Raw genomic sequence first — 17728 nt, 5'->3', positions numbered from 1 at the left:
AAGCCCACCCCGAATCGGCTCACTTCGTGTAGCCGAGCCCCCCTCCAGGGGCAACACCAGCGGCCCGGCAAAGCCGGTTCCGCGGTGTTCGCGCTTCGGCTGCGCCGGTGTCGACCATTGCTATCGCTCTTGATTTTTCCGCCAACCTATCGAGGATCTCGACAAATGAATGATTTGAACAAGCGCTCCCTGCTCAAGCTGGCCGCCGTCACGGCTGTCGCTTCCGCCGCCCTGATCGGCTGCGGCAAGAAGGAAGAGCCGGCGGCCGCCGCACCGGCCCCCGCGCCCGCACCGGCCGCCGCTGCCGCGCCGGCTGCCGCCGCGCCGCTCAACATCGCATTCGCCTATGTCGGCCCGGTGGGCGACGGCGGCTGGTCCTTCGCGCACGACAACGGCCGCAAGGCGCTCGAGAAGGAATTCGGCGACAAGATCAAGACCACTTTTGTCGAAAGCGTGCCCGAGTCGGCCGACGCCGAACGCGTGTTCCGCGACCTGGTGGGCCAGGGCAACAAGCTGATCTTCGGCACCACCTTCGGCTACATGGAGCCGCTGCTCAAGGTCGCTGCCGACAACAAGGAAGTCAAGTTCGAGCACGCGACCGGCTACAAGACGGCCGAGAACATGCGCACCTACGACAGCCGCACCTACGAAGGCGCGTACATGGCCGGCATCATCGCGGGCGCGATGACCAAGTCGAACACGCTGGGCGTGGTCGGTTCGGTGCCGATCCCCGAAGTGCTGCGCAACATCAACAGCTTCACGCTGGGCGCGCAATCGGTGAACCCGAAGATCACGACCAAGGTGGTGTGGGTCAACGAATGGTTCAGCCCGCCGAAGGAAACCGAAGCCGCCACCGCGCTGATCAACGGCGGCGCCGACGTGCTGTTCCAGAACACCGACTCGCCGGCCGTGCTCAAGACCGCGCAGGAAAAGGGCAAGCGCGCCTTCGGCTGGGATTCCGACATGACCGCCTACGGCCCCAAGGCCCACCTGGCGTCGGCCGTGATCAACTGGGGTCCGTACTACATCAAGGCCACCCAGGACGCGCTCGATGGCAAGTGGGCCACCGGCCAGAGCTGGTGGGGCGTGAAGGAAGGCGCGATCGACCTGGTGTCGGTGGCTGAAGACGTGCCGGCCGACATCAAGACCAAGGTCGAGACCGTGAAGGCCGGCCTGAAGGACGGCAGCTTCTCGATCTGGAAGGGCCCGATCCTGGGCCAGGACGGCAAGGACGTGGTCGCGGCCGGTGCCGTGGCCGACGACAAGTTCCTCTCGGGCGTGAACTTCTACGTCAAGGGCGTCGAAGGCAAGGTGCCGGGCGGCGACAAGAAGTAAAAGCGCAGTTCATAACCAACTGCTTCACGGGCCACACCTGCAAGGGTGTGGCCCGTTTGTCGTTAAGGGACTGGTGCATGGTCCCAAAATGGGACTAAAATCCCGGGATGCGAGTGATTGCGCTGTCGACATTGCGGAGTTTCTGGGCATTGCCCGCACACCGCCATGCAGAACAAGCGCTGAAGGCCTGGTACGCCGAAGCGACGGCGGCAGCATGGACCCAGCCTGCAGACGTGAAGGCGCGCTACGCCAACGCAAGCATCCTGAAGGGCGGGCGTGTGGTCTTCAATATCAAGGGGAACGACTATCGCTTGATCGTGTCGATCTCCTACAAGCAACAGGTGGTGTACGTGAAGTTCGTCGGGACGCATGTTGCGTACGACGCGATCGATGCCGAAACCGTCGACCAGACTCAGTAGACGGTGTGTTTATTCAAGGGACGCGGGAGTCGCGTCTGGAGTGAACGACATGAATATCCATCCGATCCGGACCCCAGCGGACTACAAGGCGACGCTGCGCGATGTGTCGCTCCTCATGGAACGCGATCCGGACCTGGGCACAGCGGATGGCGACCGCCTCGATGTGCTGGTGACGCTTGTCCAGGCCTACGAGGCCAAGCATCACTCCATCGATCCGCCCGACCCCGTCGAGGCCATCAAGTTCAGGATGGAGCAGGCAGGCCTGACGGTGAAAGACCTCGTGCCCTACATCGGCCCGCTCAACCGGGTGTACGAAGTGTTGGCGTACAAGCGCCCGCTGTCGCTCGGCATGATCCGAAGGCTCGCGGACGGCCTTCGCATCCCGGCCGAAGTGCTGATTCGCCAATCGGACGCCGTCGCAGCTTGAGGCGCGAGGCGTAGAGCGTCACGAGCGATCGCTACGCGCCCCTGCCCAGCCGATCGATCAGCACCCGGCTCGCCGCATTCAACCCCACCACCTCGACCACGCTGCCGTGCTTGCGCAGGCGCTGCACCACGGTGTCGAGCGCCTCGACCGCGGTCAGGTCCCAGAAATGCGCCTGCGTCAGGTCGATGCGCACCGGGTGGTTCTCGGTGGCGCGGGTGTCGAAGGCATCGACGAACAGTTCGGCCGAGGCGAAGAAGACCTGGCCGGTCACCCGGTAGACACGCGGGCCGCCGGACGTGTCGTCCTCGATGGCCACGCCCATCAGCCGCGCCACCTTGAAGCTGAAGAACACGCCGCTGAGCATCACGCCCACGGCCACGCCGGCGGCGAGGTTCTCGGTCGCGACGGTCACCGCGACGGTGACCAGCATCACCGCACTCGACACCCGCGGGTGGCGCACCATGCCGCGCAGCGAGCACCAGTCGAAGGTCGAGGCCGAGACCATCACCATGATCGCCACCAGCGCGATCACCGGCACCTGCGACACCCAGGGTTTGAGCAGCACCATCAGGATCAGCAGGAAGGCGCCGGCGAACAGCGTCGACAGCCGGCCGCGGCCGCCGTAGCGCACGTTGCTCACCGTCTGGCCGATCATCCCGCAGCCCGCGATGCCGCCGAACAGGCTGGCCGCCACGTTGGCAATGCCCAGGCCGGTGCATTCACGGTTCTTCGAACTGGGCGTGTCGGTGAGTTCGTCCACCACCTTGGCCGTCATCATCGACTCGAGCAGGCCGACCATCGCGATGGCCAGCGCCGGCAGCGCGATCAGGCGCAGCGTGGCCAGGTCCAGCGGAACGTCGGGCCAGCCGAACATCGGCAGCGCGTCGGGCAGCTGGCCGAGGTCGGCCACGGTCTTCACCGGCAGGCCGGCCACGGCCGCCAGCACCGACAGCACCACGATGCAGACCAGCGGCGAGGGCACGGCCGAAGTGAGCCGGGGCAGCAGGTAGATGATCGCCAGGCCCAGCGCCAGCAGGCCCCAGGTCGCGCCGTTGGCGCCCACCAGGTGCGGCATCTGGGCCGCGAAGATCAGGATCGCGAGCGCGTTGACGAAGCCGGTGCGCACCGAGGACGAGACGAAGCGCATCAGCGCGCCGAGCCGCAGCAGGCCGAACGCGACCTGCACCAGGCCGGCCAGCACGCCGGCCGCGAGCAGGTAGGCCAGGCCGTGCGACTGCACCAGCGGCGCGGCCACCAGCGCGACCGAGCCGGCGGCGGCCGAGATCATGGCGGGGCGGCCGCCGGTGAAGGCGATCACGATGCTGATCACGAAGGAGGCGAACAGGCCGACCGAGGGGTCGACGCCGGCGACGAAGGAGAAGGCGATGACTTCGGGGATCAGCGCGAAGGTGGCCACGGCACCCGCCATGAGTTCGCGCGGAATGCTTGGCGCCCATTCGGCGCGCAGTCGGGAAAGAGGCATTGAAAGCTGACAGTACGAAAAAATTCTGCTAAAGACTCACCCGAGCTGAAGGTGTCCACTGCCCACCTTTTGGGCAGCCTAGGCTTTCTCATTTAAAAACAACAACTTGCGTGTTCTTTACAAGGCATTGCCTGAGTTATTCACAGAGTTACCCAAGGTTTATGGGGAGAACGCAGGAACTCGGGGGACCGGGATTCCTGTCTTCGTCGGTGCCCAGCCACTGCGGGACGGGTCAGGCCGATGAAGCCGATGAAGCGGAGAAGGGCGCGGGTGGCCCGTCGTCCAGCCGGCGCTCCAGCATCGCCTTCACCTCGGGCCATTCGTCGTCGATGATGCTGAAACGCACGGAATTGCGCTTGCGGCCGTCGGGCATGATCCGTTCGTGGCGCACCACGCCCTCCTGCCGGGCGCCGATGCGCAGGATCGCGGCGCGCGAGCGCTCGTTGAGTTCGTCGGTGGTGAACTGGACGCGCACGCAACCCATGGCCTCGAAAGCATGGCGCAAGAGCAGGTACTTGGCCTGGGTGTTGATGCCCGAACGCTGGACCGACAGCCCCAGCCAGGTGTGGCCGATCTCGAGCTTGCGGTTGGCCCGGTCGATCTTCCAGAAGCGGGTGCTGCCCACGATGCGGCCGGTGTCGCGCCGGACGATCGCGAAAGGCATCACGGTGCCGGCTTCCCGGCCGGCGAGTGCGGTCGCGACATAGCGCTCGACGCTTTCCGGCCCGGGAATGACGGTCAGCTTCATCGTCCACAGTTCGCCGTCGGCCGCGGCCTCGAGCAGGGCGGGCGCATCGGTCGCCTGCAGCGGCCGCAACTCGGCCTCGGCGGCGGTCAATGTCGGTTGAAGGTCCATTTCATTTCCTTGGGCAGTCTGGGCGGTGACAGGACCGATAGCGTAGCGCGCGCCATCGCGCGGCTGCGACCTCAGGCCGTGGCCGCCAGCCGGGGCGCGCCGTCGCCGCGGCGCAGCCAGGTGGGATGGCGGCCCAGCCGCAGCTGCACCAGCGCCAGCAGGGCCAGCAGCGGCAGCGCCAGCTCGAGGATCTCCTCGAGGCTCAGCAACAGATAGTGCATCGCGCTCGGCACCTCGCTCAGCATCCCGGCATCCAGCAGGAGGCCCGGCAGTCCGTCCAGAACCCTGATCGTCACGACGGCCACCCCGAAGGAGGCCACCGTGCGGGCCGCGGCACGCCAGCGGCGGCGCGCGAGCGCGCTGCGCCAGACGCCGTGCGAGCGGCGCAGCAGCCAGCCGGCGGCGATGGCGATCGGCGCCAGCAGGGCCAGCGCCACGGCGATCTGCCACAGCGTGCCGCCGCTGTAGAAACGGGCCTTGAGGATGCTGATGCCGAACAGCGCGACGTGCAGGCCGGCCTCGTTCGCGGCCAGGGCCAGCAGCACGACGAGCAATGCGCCGGCATCGCGTTTCGACCATGCCGGCGGACGCATCCTGAGCACGAACAGCGCCGCGAGCAGGTAGCCGATCAGCGTGCTGTTGCCGATGGCGCCGCCCTGCTGCAGCAGGCTCGGCCGGAAGGACAAGGGCATGTTGAGCCCGATCCAGGTCGCGCCCAGCGCGATGCCGACCAGCAACCAAGGCCCGGACCGTGGATGGGACAGGGTCCGGGCGACTGCCGTCAGTTGCGGTCTGGCGCTTTCGCGCAGGCGGCCGGTGGCCATCAGCACGGCCTGCGCCCCCGCGGCGACGCAGCCGCCGAGCAGGGCGCCGGCCATCACGTCCAGCGGGAAATGGACACCGACGTAGATCCGCGCGCCGCCCGTCAGCACGGCCATGGCCAGCACCGCCCAGCCGACGGCCCGCAGGCGCCGGTCGGTCAGCAGCATGAAGGCCACGGTGAACATCACCGAGGCATGGGTGCTGGGCAGGCCGGGCCGGGCATCGTGCGGGATGTGCAGGGGGCTGAGCCCGAGCATGAAGGGCCGGGGCATGGCGAGCACGGCGGCGATCTCGCGCGAGAGCATCGACACCAGTCCCGCCACCACCAGGATCAGCGCGACGCGCGGGCGCACCGGCGGCTGCATCCAGGCCGCGCCGACGATCAGCGCGGCGCACAGCCAGGTGGAGCCCTCGGCCAGCAGCGAGGCGATGCGCAGCAGCGCGGCGTGGGGCGCGAAGCCCGCACCCAGCCAGTCGAAAAGCACCAGGTTCAAGGCGTTCAACGTCCGTCTCCCCGGACGCTGGGGACAGCAGGCATTCGCTTCGACATGAGGAGCACTCTATTCTTCGGAAAACGTCGGACCCGGCGACCGACGGCGCTGTCGGCCAGGGCGCCCATTGTCGCTGCGCCGCAAATGGATTTAGAGTCCCTGCATGAACCCCCACGATTTCAAGATCCCCGCCGACCGGCTGCCCGAACTGCTCTGCGCCATGCCCAAGGCCGAGCTGCACATGCACATCGAGGGCTCGCTCGAGCCCGAACTGATCTTCGCGCTGGCGCAGCGCAACGGCGTGGTCATTCCCTACGCGAGCGTCGAGGAACTGCGCCAGGCCTACGCCTTCACCAACCTCCAGTCCTTCCTCGACATCTACTACGCGGGCGCCAGCGTGCTCCTCCACGAGCAGGACTTCTACGACATGGCCTGGGCCTACCTCGAGCGCGCCGCGGCCGACAACGTGCTGCGCACCGAGATGTTCTTCGACCCCCAGACCCATACCGCGCGTGGCGTCGACGTCAAGGTGGTGATCGACGGCCTGCACCGCGCCTGCGTGGATGCCGAGGCCAAGCTGGGCGTGAGCGCCGCGCTGATCCTGTGCTTCCTGCGCCACCTGAGCGAAGAAGAGGCTTTTGAGACGCTCGAACAGGCGCTGCCCTACCGCGACAAGTTCATCGGCGTCGGCCTCGATTCGAGCGAGGTCGGCCATCCGCCCGAGAAGTTCGCCAAGGTGTTCGCGCGCTGCCGCGAACTGGGCCTGCACCTTGTGGCCCATGCGGGCGAGGAGGGCCCGCCGGCCTATGTCTGGAGCGCGCTCGACGTGCTGCAGGTGGAGCGCATCGACCACGGCGTGCAGAGCGCCAAGGACCCGGCGCTGATGGCGCGCCTCGCGAAGGAGCGCATCCCGCTCACGGTGTGCCCGCTGTCGAACCTCAAGCTCTGCGTGTTCCCCGACCTGAAGGAACACAACCTCGGCACGCTGCTCGACGCCGGCCTGGCCGCCACCGTCAACTCCGACGACCCGGCCTACTTCGGCGGCTACATGAACGAGAACTTCCTGCAGACCTTCGCGGCCACCGGCCTCACGGCGCAGCACGCCTGGCAGCTGGCGGCCAACAGCTTCGAGGGCAGCTTCATCGACGATGCGGCCAAGGCGCGCTACATCGAGCGCCTCAACGAGACTTTCGCGCGCTTCGCCGCCGCCTGAAGCGTCGTCACTCGACCTGCACGTTCGCCTTCTTCACCAGCCGGGCGTAGCGCTCCTGCTCGGTCCTGAAGAACTGCGCCGCGGCCTCGGGCGTGGTGGGAGCGATGAAGTTGTCCTGCCGCGCCATCGCGGCCTTGACCTCGGGGTCGTTGAAGGCGGCGACGATGGCGTCGTGCAGCCGCTTGACCTGCGCGGCCGGCAGCTTCGCCGGCCCCACCAGCGCGAACCAGCCCTCGACGTCCACGCCCGGGAAGCCCTGCTCGGCGATGGTCGGCACATCGGGCAGCGAGGCTACGCGCTGCTTGCCCATCACGCCGATGGCGCGCAAGGTGCCGGCCTTCAGGTGGCCCTGCACCGCGGGCACCGCGCCCACGCCCATCTCGACCTGGCCGCCCACGATGTCGGCCAGCATCGGGCCCATGCCCTTGTACGGGATGTGGCGCACCTCGACGCCCGCGGCCTCCATGTACATCTCGCCCGCGAGGTGGATGATGGTGCCGTTGCCCGAGGAACCGTAGTTGTAGGCGCCCGGTTTGGCCTTGAGGAAGGCCTGCAGCTCCTTCGCATTTTTTGCCGGTACCTTGGCCGGGTTCACCACCAGCACGAAGGGCGAGCCGCCGATCATGGTGATGGGCGTGAGGTCGGCGATGCCGTCGTAGGGCATCTTCTTGAACACGCTGGGGTTCACCGCGTGGTTGTTCGACACCACGCCCACGGTGTTGCCGTCGGGCGCGGCCTTGACCACCGCCTGGGTGCCGCTGATGCCGCCCGCGCCGGGCAGGTTCTCGATCACCACCGGCTGGCCGCCCAGCGCCTTCGACAGCGCGACCTGTGCCGATCGCATGATGGTGTCGACGCCCGAGCCCGCGCCCACGGGCAGGATCACGCGCAGCGGCGTGGTGTTGCCCTGTGCGCTTGCCAGGCCGGCGGCGGTGCAGAGTGCGGCGGCGCCCAGGGCGAGCAGGGTGCGGCGTGCAATGGCTGTGTTCATTTCTTTGTCTCCGTCTTGTGTCAATCGAATGGGCTTCAGCGCGCGTTCAGTCCGGCCAGCACTTCGTCGGTGTGCTCGCCGATCTTCGCCAGCGCCTGCCGCACGCCCGGCCGGCGGCCGCCCATGAGCAGCGGCAGGAGCACGACCTGCGTCTGGCTGCCGTCCTCGGCCTCCATCGGCGCCAGGCCGCCGCTGGCGAGCAGGTGCGGGTCGTCGACCAGCTGGTCGGGCCGGGTGATGGGCGCATAGGGCAGGCCGGCGGCCTCGAGCTGCGCCGAGAGTTCGTCGATGCGCCGGTGCGCCATCGTCTCGCCCAGCTGGCGCAGCAGTGCGGGCCGCACCGCCACGCGCTGCGCGTTGGTGGCCAGCGCGGGGTCGGTGGCCAGGTCGGGCCGGTCGATCACGCGGCACAGGGTCTGGAACTGCTTGTCGCTGACCGCGCCAATGAAGAGCTGCGTGCCCTCGGCCAGCGTGAACACGTCGTAGACGCTCCAGGCCGACACGCGCGAGGGCATCGGCGGCGCGGGCTCGCCGGTCATGAGGAACTGCTGCACATGCTGGGCCGAGAGGAAGGCGCAGTTCTCGAACAGCGCGCTCTGGATCTCCTGGCCGCGGCCGGTGCGCTCGCGCTCGCGCAGCGCGGCCAGCACGCCGATGGCGCCGAACATGCCGCCCATGATGTCGTTCACGCTGGTGCCCGCGCGCAGCGGCCGGCCCTCGGGGCCGGTCATGTACGACAGGCCGCCCATCATCTGCACCACCTCGTCGAGCGCGGTGCGGTGTTCGTAGGGGCCGGGCAGGAAGCCCTTGTGGCTCACGTAGATCAGGCGGGGATAGTGCGCCGACAGCGTGGCGTGGTCCAGGCCCAGCTGCGCCATCAGGCCGGGGCGGAAGTTCTCGAGCATCACGTCGCACTGGCCGATGAGCTCGACCGCGGTGGCGAGGCCCTCGGGCGTCTGGATGTCGAGCACCACGCTCTTCTTGTTGCGGTTGAAGCTGCGGAAGAAGCCGATGCCCAGGCCCGGCAGCTGGCGCGTCTTGTCGCCGCCGGGCGGCTCGACCTTGATGACCTCGGCGCCCAGGTCGGCCAGGATCATGCCGCAGGTCGGGCCCATGACCATGTGGGTGAATTCGATGACGCGCACGCCTTCGAGCGGCAGGCCGGTGGCGGTCGGGGGAGTGTTCATGGACTTTTCTTTTTCAGTGCGCCGCGGCGCGTGGGAAGGTCTTCGGCAGGCCGGCCCGCCACAGCGCGCCGTTCGTCTGCTCGCCCGCGAGCCAGCCCGCGACCTTGGCGCGCAGCGCGAGCAGCGCGTCCATGTCGAGGCCGGTGTCGATGCCCATCGCGGCCAGCATGAAGCCCAGGTCCTCGGTGGCGGCGTTGCCGCTCGCGCCGGGCGCGTGCGGGCAGCCGCCGATGCCGGCCAGCGAGGCGTCGAAGCGGCTCACGCCCAACTGCGCCGCGGCCAGCACGTTGGCCAGCGCCAGGCCGCGCGTGTCGTGGAAATGCCCGCAGCAGAAGCGGTCGCCGGCGATCTTCAGCGCCTGCTCGAACAGCCGGCTGACCGACAGCGGGTCGGCGTAGCCCACGGTGTCGGCCAGGCTCACGCGGTCGGCACCGGCGTCGAGCAGGGCCTGCAGCAGGCGCAGCACCTCGGCCGGCGCGACCGCGCCCTGCAACGTGCAGCCGAAGGCCGTGCCCACGCCGCCCTCGATCAGCGTCCTGCGGCCCGAAGCGTCGCGGGCCGCGCGGATCCGGCCCAGCTCGGCCACCACCTCGTCGGGCGTCTTGCGCAGGTTGGCCAGGCTGTGGGCGTGGCTGGCCGACAGCGGCAGGATCATCAGGTCGGCATCGCCCTCGAGCGCGCTCTCGGCGCCGCGCAGGTTCGGCACCAGCACCGAGGCCGAAAGGCCGGGCAGGGTCTTGGCATAGGCCAGCAGCTCGGCGGTGTCGGCCAGCTGGGGCAGCAGGCGCGCCGGCACGAAGGAGCCGACCTCGATCTCGCGCTGGCCCGCGGCCACCGCGTCGCGCAGCCATTCGCGCTTGCGCTCGGTCGGCAGCACCGTGGCGATGCTCTGCAGGCCGTCGCGCAGACCGACTTCGCGCACCGTGGCGCGTGCGGGCAATCCATTCATCGTGTGTCTCCGGGTCGGGCTGCGGGTTGCAGCGCGCTGTGGGCCCACTATAGGAATTCCCGATGGCATGATCCAGTGGTAAATCGGAACATGCAAAGTTCCAGATCGGAATCTCTCAGAAAGACGCGATGCAAGACCTCGACCTCAAGACCCTGCGCCTGCTGGTGGCGGTGTGCGACCACCGCAACATCAAGCAGGCGGCGGCGCAGGAGCACATCGAGCCCTCGGCCATCAGCAAGCGCATCGCCCAGCTCGAGCACCAGCTGGGCGCGCCGCTGCTGGTGCGCGGGCGGCGCGGCGTCGAGCTCACGCCGGCCGGGCTGGCGCTGCTCGAGCATGCGCGCACGCTGCTGTTCACCCTGGCGCGCATCGAGTCCGACGTGGCGGCCTTCGCGGGCGGCATCCGCGGCCAGGTGCGGCTGGTGGCCAGCGCCTCGGCCATCGCCGAATCGCTGCTCGACGACGTGGCGGCCTTCATGCGCGAGCCCGCGCACCGCGACATCAAGGTCGACATCGAGGAGCGCTTCTCGCGCGACCTGGTGCGCATGGTGCGCGAGGGCAGCGCGTCGCTGGGCGTGTGCTGGGACAGCATCGGCTTCGAGGGGCTGCAGCACCGGCCCTACCGGCGCGACGAACTCGCGGTGGCGGTGCACCCCGAGCATCCGCTGGCGCGCAGGCGCACGCTGCGCTTCGAGCAGACGCTGGACTTCGAGCACGTGGGCCTGCCGCCGGCCACGGCGGTGCACACCATGCTGCACCGCGCCGCGGCGCGCGCCGGCCGCACGCTGAGCTACCGGGTGGTGGTGTCGAACTTCGACGCCGCGCTGCGCGTGGTGGCGGCCAACCTGGGCATCAGCGTGATCCCGCGCCAGGTCGGCCTGGCCTCCGCGCGCACGGGCATGGTCCAGGTGATCCCGCTGCAAGAGAGCTGGGCGCGCCGGCGCTTCGCGGTCTGCTACCGCGAGGCCGAGAGCCTGCAGCCCGCGGCCGCGAAGATGGTGGAGTTCCTGGTGAGGAAGGGCGAAGCCGAGGAGGCCGGCGCATGAGCTTCACCGTCCGCGGTGCCGAGCCCGCCGATGCCCCAGCGCTGCGCGAACTCTTCCTGCGCTCGCGCCGCCAGACCTTCGTCTGGCAGCCCGCCGAGGCCTTCGCGCTGGCCGACTTCGATGCCCAGACACAGGACGAGCAACTCTGGGTGGCACTCGATGACGCGGCGCGGCCGATCGGCTTCATCGCGCTCTGGGCACCCGAGCGCTTCATCCACCACCTGTACGTGGACCACGCCTGGGCCGGGCGCGGCGTGGGCCGGGCCCTGCTGCGGGCGCTGCCGGGCTGGCCGCAGACGCGCTTCGTGCTCAAGTGCCTGAGCCTCAACGAAGGCGCGCAGGCCTTCTATCGCGCCTGCGGCTTCACGCAGGCCGGCAGCGGGGGCACGGGCGACAGCGCCTACCTGCTGCTGGCCTCGCGCGCCGACGACGCGCACTGAGGGCTACGGGCGGCAGTCGCCACCCATCGAGACCGTGCCGTCGCGGCACTCGGTGACGATGGCCGGACCGCGGGCCGGCCGCGGCGCGGCCGTGCCCTGCGCGGGCGCCTTGGCGTCCCTGACCTCGTAGACGATCTTCTTCGAGCCCAGCTCGCAGCTGCCCACGACCTTGCCGTTGGCGGGCGCGTTGGCGTCGACCGTGGTCACGCTGAACTGGGCCACGCCCGCCGCGGCGATGCGCGATTCGATCTGCGCGCGCAGGGTTTCGCAGCTCGCGCCGGTGTTGTTCTGTGCCTGGGCGGCGCCTCCCAGCATGAGGGCCGCGAGCCCCAGGCATCGAAGGGCGGACGCGTGTCGTTGAAAGGGATTTCTTTTTTCCATGAAGCCCCGAGGTTGCCAGCATCCGGCGGGGCGGCTGCAACCGAATGCTTCAGCCGCCGCCCGGTTCGGCGCGGGACTATCAATCCCTGCTTGCGAATGGCTCCGAAACCATTGCTTGTGAGCGCGCCGGGCGCGGCCGACACTCGTGGCCCGCACTTTGAACCAAGACGGAGACACCTCATGCTCGATGCGTCGATCCACGCCGCGCTGGCGCGCGAACTGCAGCAGTCGCAGCGCAGCCGCGTGCAGCTCGAACAGTTCTCGCGCCGCCATCCCACGATGACCATCGAGGACAGCTACGCGATCCAGGCCGAGTGGATGAAGCTGTGCCGGGCCGAGGGCCGGCACGTGATCGGCCACAAGATCGGCCTCACCTCGCGCGCGATGCAGCTGGCCTCCCAGATCACCGAACCCGACTACGGCACCCTGCTCGACGACATGCTGCTGCGCGACGGCGCCGAGGTGGAGGCGAGCCGCTTCATCGTGCCGCGCTTCGAGACCGAGTTCGCCTTCATCCTCGCGAAGCCGCTCAAGGGCCCGGGCGTGACGCTGTTCGACGTGCTCAACGCCACCGACTACGTGGTGCCCGCGCTGGAACTCATCGACGCGCGCATCGAGCAGTTCGACCGCGAGACCAAGGCGCCGCGCAAGGTGCTCGACACCATCGCCGACAACGCGGCCAACGCCGCGATCGTGTTGGGCGGCCGGCCGATGCGGCCCGACGCGGTCGACTGGCGCTGGGCCGGCGCGCTGTTGTTCAAGAACGGCGTGATCGAGGAGTCGGGCCTGGGCGCCGCGGTGCTTAACCACCCGGCCAACGGCGTGGCCTGGCTGGCCAACAAGCTCGCGGCCTTCGACCAGGGCCTGGATGCCGGCGAGATCGTGCTGGGCGGCTCGTTCACCCGGCCCGTGCCCTGCGCGGCGGGCGATGTGTTCCATGCGGACTATGGCCCGCTGGGTTCGATCTCCGTCCGCTTCATCTGAAATGAATCCCACTCCTGAAGCGCCTTCGGCGCCTCCCCCTCAAGGGGGCGATACCAGCGGCCCGGCAAAGCCGGTTCCGCGGTATCTCTCGCCTTGGCTGCACCCGTTTCGTCGGCCGCGGGCGGCGTGTAGCGCAATGGACAACCGACTTGTGAAGGTGTACCCATGACAACCCTCGACGTGGCCGGCATCGCCGTGTCCCCCGACCATTACATCGACGGCCGCCGCGTGCCGTCAGACCAGCATTTCGACTTGCACAGCCCGATCGACCAGCGCCTGCTGGGCCGCATCGCCGAAGGCACGGCCGCGCATGTCGAGGCCGCGATCGCCGCCGCGCAGAAGGCCTTTGCGGCCTGGAGCGCGCTGACCGCGGCCGAGCGCCAGCCGCTGCTGGACCGCTTCGCCGAGGAGATCGGGAAGCGCGCCGAGGCCTTCTGCCTGCTCGAGAGCAACGACGCCGGCGTGCTGCTCTCGCGCATGCGCCACGGCGTGGTGCCGCGCGCCATGCTCAACATCCGCTGGTTCGCGCAGCACGCGCTCACGCTGCAGGACCGCCCCATCGACACCGAGCAGGCGCAGCACATCGTGCGCCACGACCCGGCCGGCGTGGTGGTGATCATCACGCCCTGGAACGCGCCGCTGATGCTCTCGACCTGGAAGCTCGGGCCCGCGCTGGCGGCCGGCAACACCTGCATCCTCAAGCCGCCGGAATGGGCGCCGCTGACCTGCTCGCTGCTGGCCGATGCCGCGCACGCGGCCGGCCTGCCGCCGGGCGTGTTCAACGTGGTGCAGGGCACGGGCGCGCGCACCGGCGCCGCGCTGGTGGCCGACGCGCGCATCGCCCGCGTGTCCTTCACCGGCTCGGTGCCCACCGCCAGGACCATCGCGCAGGCGGCCGGCGCCAACCTCGTGCCCTGCAGCCTGGAACTGGGCGGCAAGAGCCCCTTCATCGTGCTGGAGGACGCCGACCTCGAGGCCGCCGCCGCGACCGGCGCACTGATGTACCGCAACGCGGGCCAGGTCTGCCTCGCGGGCACGCGCTTCCTGGTGCACGAGAAGGTGGCCCAGGCCTTCGTCGCCGCGATGCGCGCGCAGGTCGCGCAGCTCACGGTCGGCGATCCGCGCGAGGAGGCGACCGAGGTCGGGCCGATCATCCATCCGCGCCAGGTCGAGCGCGTGGCCGGCTTCGTGGATCGCGCGGTGGCCGGCGGCGCGCAGGTGCTGTGGGGCGGCGCCAGGCACGGCTTCGGCGCCCAGTACTTCCAGCCCACCATGCTCACCGGCCTGCGGCAGGACGACGAGATCGTGCAGAACGAGGTCTTCGGACCGGTGCTCACGCTGCAGACCTTCGCCGACGACGAAGAGGCCATCGCATTGGCCAACGGCACCGACTACGGCCTGGGCGGCGTCTGCTACGGCGAGGCCGCGCATGCGACCGCGGTGGCGCAGCGGGTGCGCACCGGCTTCATCTGGGTCAACAGCTTCGGCATCCGCGACCTGGCCGCGCCATTCGGCGGCATCAAGCGCAGCGGCGTGGGCCGCGAGGGCGGCGACTGGAGCTTCGAGTTCTTCTGTGACGTCAAGGACGTCGTGGTCCCGAAGAAGCCGTTCAAGGCCAGTTTCAGCCACCGTTGAAAAGGAAACAACACATGGGAACGATCGTTGGCGCCGCGCTGGTCTCGCACCACCCGGGCCTGATGCAGTGCGAGGAATTCCGCCGGCTCCAGGGCGCGGGCGAGGACTCGGACCTGATCGCCGGCTACGCCCGGCTGCGCGCGAAGATCGCGCAAGCGAAGCCCGACGTGGCGGTGATCTTCGACACCCACTGGTTCACCACCGGCTACCACCTGGTCGACGGCGGCCGGCAGTACAGCGGCATGTACACCTCCGACGAGATGCCCTGGTACCTGCACGGCGTGCCCTACGACTACCGCGGCCATCCGGCGCTGGCGCAGGCCATCGAGACGGTGTCGCGCGAGCGCGGCGGCTACAACCGCGTGATCGCCCACCCGGACCTGGGCCGGCAGTACCCGACCATCAACCTCGTGAAGCACCTGCGCTTCGAGGAACCGGCGCTGCCGGTGGTCACGGTGAGCTCGTGCCAGAACTGCGAGTGGCCGCACTTCCTGAAGTCGGGCGAGGCCATCGGCGAAGCGATCGAACGCAGCGACCTGCGCGTGCTGCTGATCGCCTCGGGCGCGCTGAGCCACAAGTTCAACGGCATCGACTGGAAGCCCAACCATCCGCGCATCTTCCACGAGAGCAACGTGTCGCGGCCCGAGAACATCGCGAGCGACAAGGGCGCGATCGAGCTGCTGCGCCAGGGCCGGCACGACCAGATCCTCGAGCGCTGGGACACCGAGTACCGCCGCCTGCCCTGGGAGGCCTTCGGCGCGCACTACCTGCAGATGCTGGGCGCGCTGGGCGGGGCGCAATGCCGCACGCCGGGCGAGACGCTCTCGGCGTATGAAAACGCGAGAGGCACCGGCAACATCCACATGTGGTTTCAGGGAACGCCATGAACTTCGAATTTCCTTTCCATGAACTGCCCGCCGTGATGCGCGGCCCGCGCGTCGAGCGCCGCCGCGTGCTGGTGGGCGGCAGCGCCTTCTGGGGCACGGTGGTGGAAGAGGGCGCCGACGCCGGCCGGCTGCGGCTCGACGACGGCCGGCTGCTCGAGGCCGAAGGCCCGCACTACCTGCCGCCGGTCTCGCCCAGCAAGATCATCGCGGTCCATATCTCCTACAGCTCGCGCAGCCACGAGACCCGCAACAAGCCCAAGCCCAGCGAGACGCCGACCTACTTCACCAAGCCGCCGACGGCGCTCAACGGCCACGGCGGCCAGATCCTCAAGCCGGCCGACGTGAAGTACCTCAACTACGAGGGCGAGTACGCGGTGGTGATCGGCAAGACCTGCCGCAACGTCACGCCCGACGAGGCCTGGGACTTCATCGAGGGCTTCTGCCCCGCGCTGGACATGGGACTGCAGGACTTCCGCGACACCGACCAGGGCGCGATGCTGCGCGTCAAAGGCGCCGACACGCTGCTGCCCATCGGGCCCGGCATCGTGCGTGGCGTCGACCTGTTCGCCCAGACCCTGCGCACCACGGTCAACGGCCGTGTGGTGCAGGAGGCCCACATCGGCGACGAGACGATCTGGGGCCCGCATTACGTGATCGCCGACATCGCGCGCCACATCACGCTGCTGCCGGGCGACGTGATCCTGATGGGCACGCCCTGCCATTCGCGTTCGGTCGATGCGGGCGACGTGGTGGCCTGCGAGATCAGCGGCATCGGCCGGGTCGAGGGCACGGTGGTGGCCATCGACGCGCCGCGCGCCAGCGCGCTGGGCGTGGGCCATGCGCCCACCGACACGCCCGAGGTGCGCCGCGTGGCGCTGGGCTTCGACGAGCGCGTGCCGGAGCATCTGAAGGACAACCTGCGCCGGGCCAAGGCGGGGCGCTGACGGTGGCTTAAAATACCGCCCCGCGTTGCAGGCGTCCCGGCTGCAGCGCGTTTTTCATTCACCGGGGCCATGTAGAGGAACACCATGTACAAAAACCTCGTGGCCGCGCTCGCGGCTGCCTGTTGCTTTTCGTCTCCCGCCTTTTCACAACAAAGCGCTGCGCCCGCCGCGCCGCCGCTCAAGATCGGCTTCGTCTACGTCGCACCGCTGGCCGACGCGGGCTGGGTCTACCAGCACGACCAGGGCCGCAAGGCCGTCGAGGCCGCGCTGGGCCCCAGGGTGCAGACCACCTTCGTCGAGAACGTGCCCGAGGGCGCCGACGCCGAGCGCGTGATCCGCGACCTGGCCCAGCAGGGCCACAAGCTGATCTTCACGCCCAGCTTCGGCTACATGGAGCCGACGCTGAAGGTCGCGAAGGACTTCCCCGACGTGAAGTTCGAGTCCATCACCGGCTACAAGACCACGCCCAACGTCGCCACCGCCAACGCGCGCTACTACGAGGGCCGCTACCTGGCCGGCGTGGCGGCCGGGCGCATGACCAAGACGCACGTGGCGGGCTACGTGGCGGGCTTCCCGATGCCCGAGGTGCTGCAGGGCATCAACGCCTTCACGCTGGGCATGCGCTCGGTCGACCCGAAGGCGCAGGTCAAGGTGGTGTGGCTCGACGTCTGGTTCGATCCGCCCAAGGAGCGCGACGCCGCCATGACGCTGTTCAACCAGGACGCCGACGTGATCGCCTTCCACACCGGCTCGACCGCCGTGATGGCGGCCGCGCAGGAGCGCGGCAAGATGGCGGTGGCCTACCACTCCGACATGCGCAAGGTCGCGCCCGACGCCCAGATCGTCGCGGTCACGCACCAGTGGGGCGGCTACTACACACAGCGCGCGCGCGCCGTGCTCGACGGCAGCTGGAAGAGCGGCAAGCTCTGGGGCGGCGTCAAGGAAGGAATGATCCGCGTGGGCGACTTCGGCCCCAAGGTACCCAAGGCGGTGCAGGACGAGGTGCTGGCGCGGCAGAAGGACATCGCCGCGGGCCAGCTGCGGCCCTTCGCGGCCGTGGCCGCCGACGTGCGCGACAACGACGGGCATGTGGTGATCGCCAAGGGCAGCGCGCTGGCCGACGAGCAGGTCCTCAAGATGAACTGGCTGGTCGAGGGCGTGCAGGGGCGTGTCGCCCGATAGCCGCTATACGCGGCGGTGGATCGGCGCCGGCGCGTCTTGCGCTAGGCTTCGGCCAC

At 69.2% G+C, this 17728-nt stretch carries 18 protein-coding genes; 11 read left to right on the top strand and 7 right to left on the bottom strand.

What is annotated here, in order from left to right; all coding sequences use genetic code 11:
* The first annotated feature begins 165 nt into the window (after positions 1-165).
* From A9977_RS06540 to A9977_RS06530, 3 genes are all read left to right on the top strand, one after another.
* The gene (locus tag A9977_RS06540; protein WP_183024061.1) at positions 166-1335 is read left to right on the top strand and encodes a BMP family ABC transporter substrate-binding protein; all 1170 of its coding nucleotides are present in this window, start codon (positions 166-168) and stop codon (positions 1333-1335) included.
* A 107-nt stretch (positions 1336-1442) separates the two neighbouring features.
* Positions 1443-1754, top strand: coding sequence for a type II toxin-antitoxin system HigB family toxin (locus A9977_RS06535; protein ID WP_183024060.1), 312 nt, complete (start codon positions 1443-1445; stop codon positions 1752-1754).
* Between the two features lie 49 nt (positions 1755-1803).
* The gene (locus A9977_RS06530) at positions 1804-2181 is read left to right on the top strand and encodes a type II toxin-antitoxin system HigA family antitoxin (protein WP_183024059.1); all 378 of its coding nucleotides are present in this window, start codon (positions 1804-1806) and stop codon (positions 2179-2181) included.
* A gap of 31 nt (positions 2182-2212) precedes the next feature.
* Here the strand turns inward: A9977_RS06530 and A9977_RS06525 are convergent, their stop codons facing one another.
* The 3 genes from A9977_RS06525 to A9977_RS06515 all read right to left on the bottom strand — a co-directional run bounded on the left by A9977_RS06525 (position 2213) and on the right by A9977_RS06515 (position 5827).
* On the bottom strand, positions 2213-3664 hold the full coding sequence (locus A9977_RS06525) for a SulP family inorganic anion transporter (RefSeq protein WP_183024058.1): 1452 nt from the start codon (positions 3662-3664) through the stop codon (positions 2213-2215).
* A 232-nt stretch (positions 3665-3896) separates the two neighbouring features.
* Entirely contained in the window at positions 3897-4520 is a 624-nt protein-coding gene (locus tag A9977_RS06520) for a GNAT family N-acetyltransferase (RefSeq protein ID WP_183024057.1), read from the bottom strand.
* A 71-nt stretch (positions 4521-4591) separates the two neighbouring features.
* Positions 4592-5827: a phosphatase PAP2 family protein gene (locus tag A9977_RS06515; protein WP_310936100.1), complete on the bottom strand. Its 1236-nt coding sequence runs from the start codon at positions 5825-5827 to the stop codon at positions 4592-4594.
* A gap of 169 nt (positions 5828-5996) precedes the next feature.
* Here A9977_RS06515 and A9977_RS06510 point away from each other — a divergent pair, with 169 nt between their 5' ends.
* Positions 5997-7046, top strand: a complete 1050-nt coding sequence (locus A9977_RS06510; protein WP_183024055.1) for an adenosine deaminase — start codon at positions 5997-5999, stop codon at positions 7044-7046.
* Between the two features lie 7 nt (positions 7047-7053).
* On the opposite strand, the gene A9977_RS06505 is transcribed toward A9977_RS06510, so the two are convergent.
* The 3 genes from A9977_RS06505 to A9977_RS06495 are packed head-to-tail and all read right to left on the bottom strand — an operon-like array spanning position 7054 to position 10173.
* Entirely contained in the window at positions 7054-8037 is a 984-nt protein-coding gene (locus A9977_RS06505) for a tripartite tricarboxylate transporter substrate binding protein (RefSeq protein ID WP_183024054.1), read from the bottom strand.
* A 35-nt stretch (positions 8038-8072) separates the two neighbouring features.
* Positions 8073-9224 carry a CaiB/BaiF CoA-transferase family protein gene (locus A9977_RS06500; protein ID WP_183024053.1) on the bottom strand — a complete coding sequence of 384 codons (1152 nt, stop codon included), beginning with the start codon at positions 9222-9224 and terminating at the stop codon, positions 8073-8075.
* A 13-nt stretch (positions 9225-9237) separates the two neighbouring features.
* A complete protein-coding gene (locus A9977_RS06495) occupies positions 9238-10173 on the bottom strand; it encodes a hydroxymethylglutaryl-CoA lyase (RefSeq protein WP_183024052.1) in 936 nt (311 codons plus the stop codon).
* 128 nt (positions 10174-10301) lie between these two features.
* On the opposite strand from A9977_RS06495, the gene A9977_RS06490 reads away from it, so the two are divergent.
* Positions 10302-11219: a LysR family transcriptional regulator gene (locus tag A9977_RS06490; protein WP_183024051.1), complete on the top strand. Its 918-nt coding sequence runs from the start codon at positions 10302-10304 to the stop codon at positions 11217-11219.
* Entirely contained in the window at positions 11216-11659 is a 444-nt protein-coding gene (locus tag A9977_RS06485) for a GNAT family N-acetyltransferase (protein ID WP_183024050.1), read from the top strand. Before A9977_RS06490 ends, A9977_RS06485 begins: the two co-directional genes overlap by 4 nt.
* 3 nt (positions 11660-11662) lie before the next feature.
* Here A9977_RS06485 and A9977_RS06480 read toward each other — a convergent pair whose 3' ends face one another.
* Entirely contained in the window at positions 11663-11974 is a 312-nt protein-coding gene (locus A9977_RS06480) for a DUF1161 domain-containing protein (protein WP_183024049.1), read from the bottom strand.
* Between the two features lie 246 nt (positions 11975-12220).
* Between A9977_RS06480 and hpaH the strand changes: the two genes are divergently transcribed.
* The 5 genes from hpaH to A9977_RS06455 all read left to right on the top strand — a co-directional run bounded on the left by hpaH (position 12221) and on the right by A9977_RS06455 (position 17672).
* Positions 12221-13024 carry a 2-oxo-hept-4-ene-1,7-dioate hydratase gene (hpaH, locus tag A9977_RS06475; protein ID WP_183024048.1) on the top strand — a complete coding sequence of 268 codons (804 nt, stop codon included), beginning with the start codon at positions 12221-12223 and terminating at the stop codon, positions 13022-13024.
* Between the two features lie 165 nt (positions 13025-13189).
* Complete coding sequence (locus A9977_RS06470; RefSeq protein WP_183024047.1) at positions 13190-14659, top strand: aldehyde dehydrogenase family protein; 1470 nt, start codon at positions 13190-13192, stop codon at positions 14657-14659.
* Positions 14660-14673: 14 nt separating this feature from the next.
* Entirely contained in the window at positions 14674-15546 is an 873-nt protein-coding gene (locus A9977_RS06465; RefSeq protein WP_183024046.1) for an extradiol ring-cleavage dioxygenase, read from the top strand.
* Entirely contained in the window at positions 15543-16490 is a 948-nt protein-coding gene (locus A9977_RS06460; RefSeq protein WP_183024045.1) for a fumarylacetoacetate hydrolase family protein, read from the top strand. Before A9977_RS06465 ends, A9977_RS06460 begins: the two co-directional genes overlap by 4 nt.
* An 84-nt stretch (positions 16491-16574) precedes the next feature.
* On the top strand, positions 16575-17672 hold the full coding sequence (locus tag A9977_RS06455) for a BMP family ABC transporter substrate-binding protein (RefSeq protein ID WP_183024044.1): 1098 nt from the start codon (positions 16575-16577) through the stop codon (positions 17670-17672).
* The last annotated feature ends 56 nt before the right edge of the window (positions 17673-17728 follow it).

It is taken from the genome of Variovorax sp. UMC13 (assembly GCF_014170375.1).
Lineage (GTDB): Bacteria > Pseudomonadota > Gammaproteobacteria > Burkholderiales > Burkholderiaceae_C > Variovorax.
The sequence above is the reverse complement of the archived record's forward strand: the minus strand, read 5'-3'. Positions and strand labels throughout refer to the sequence as shown.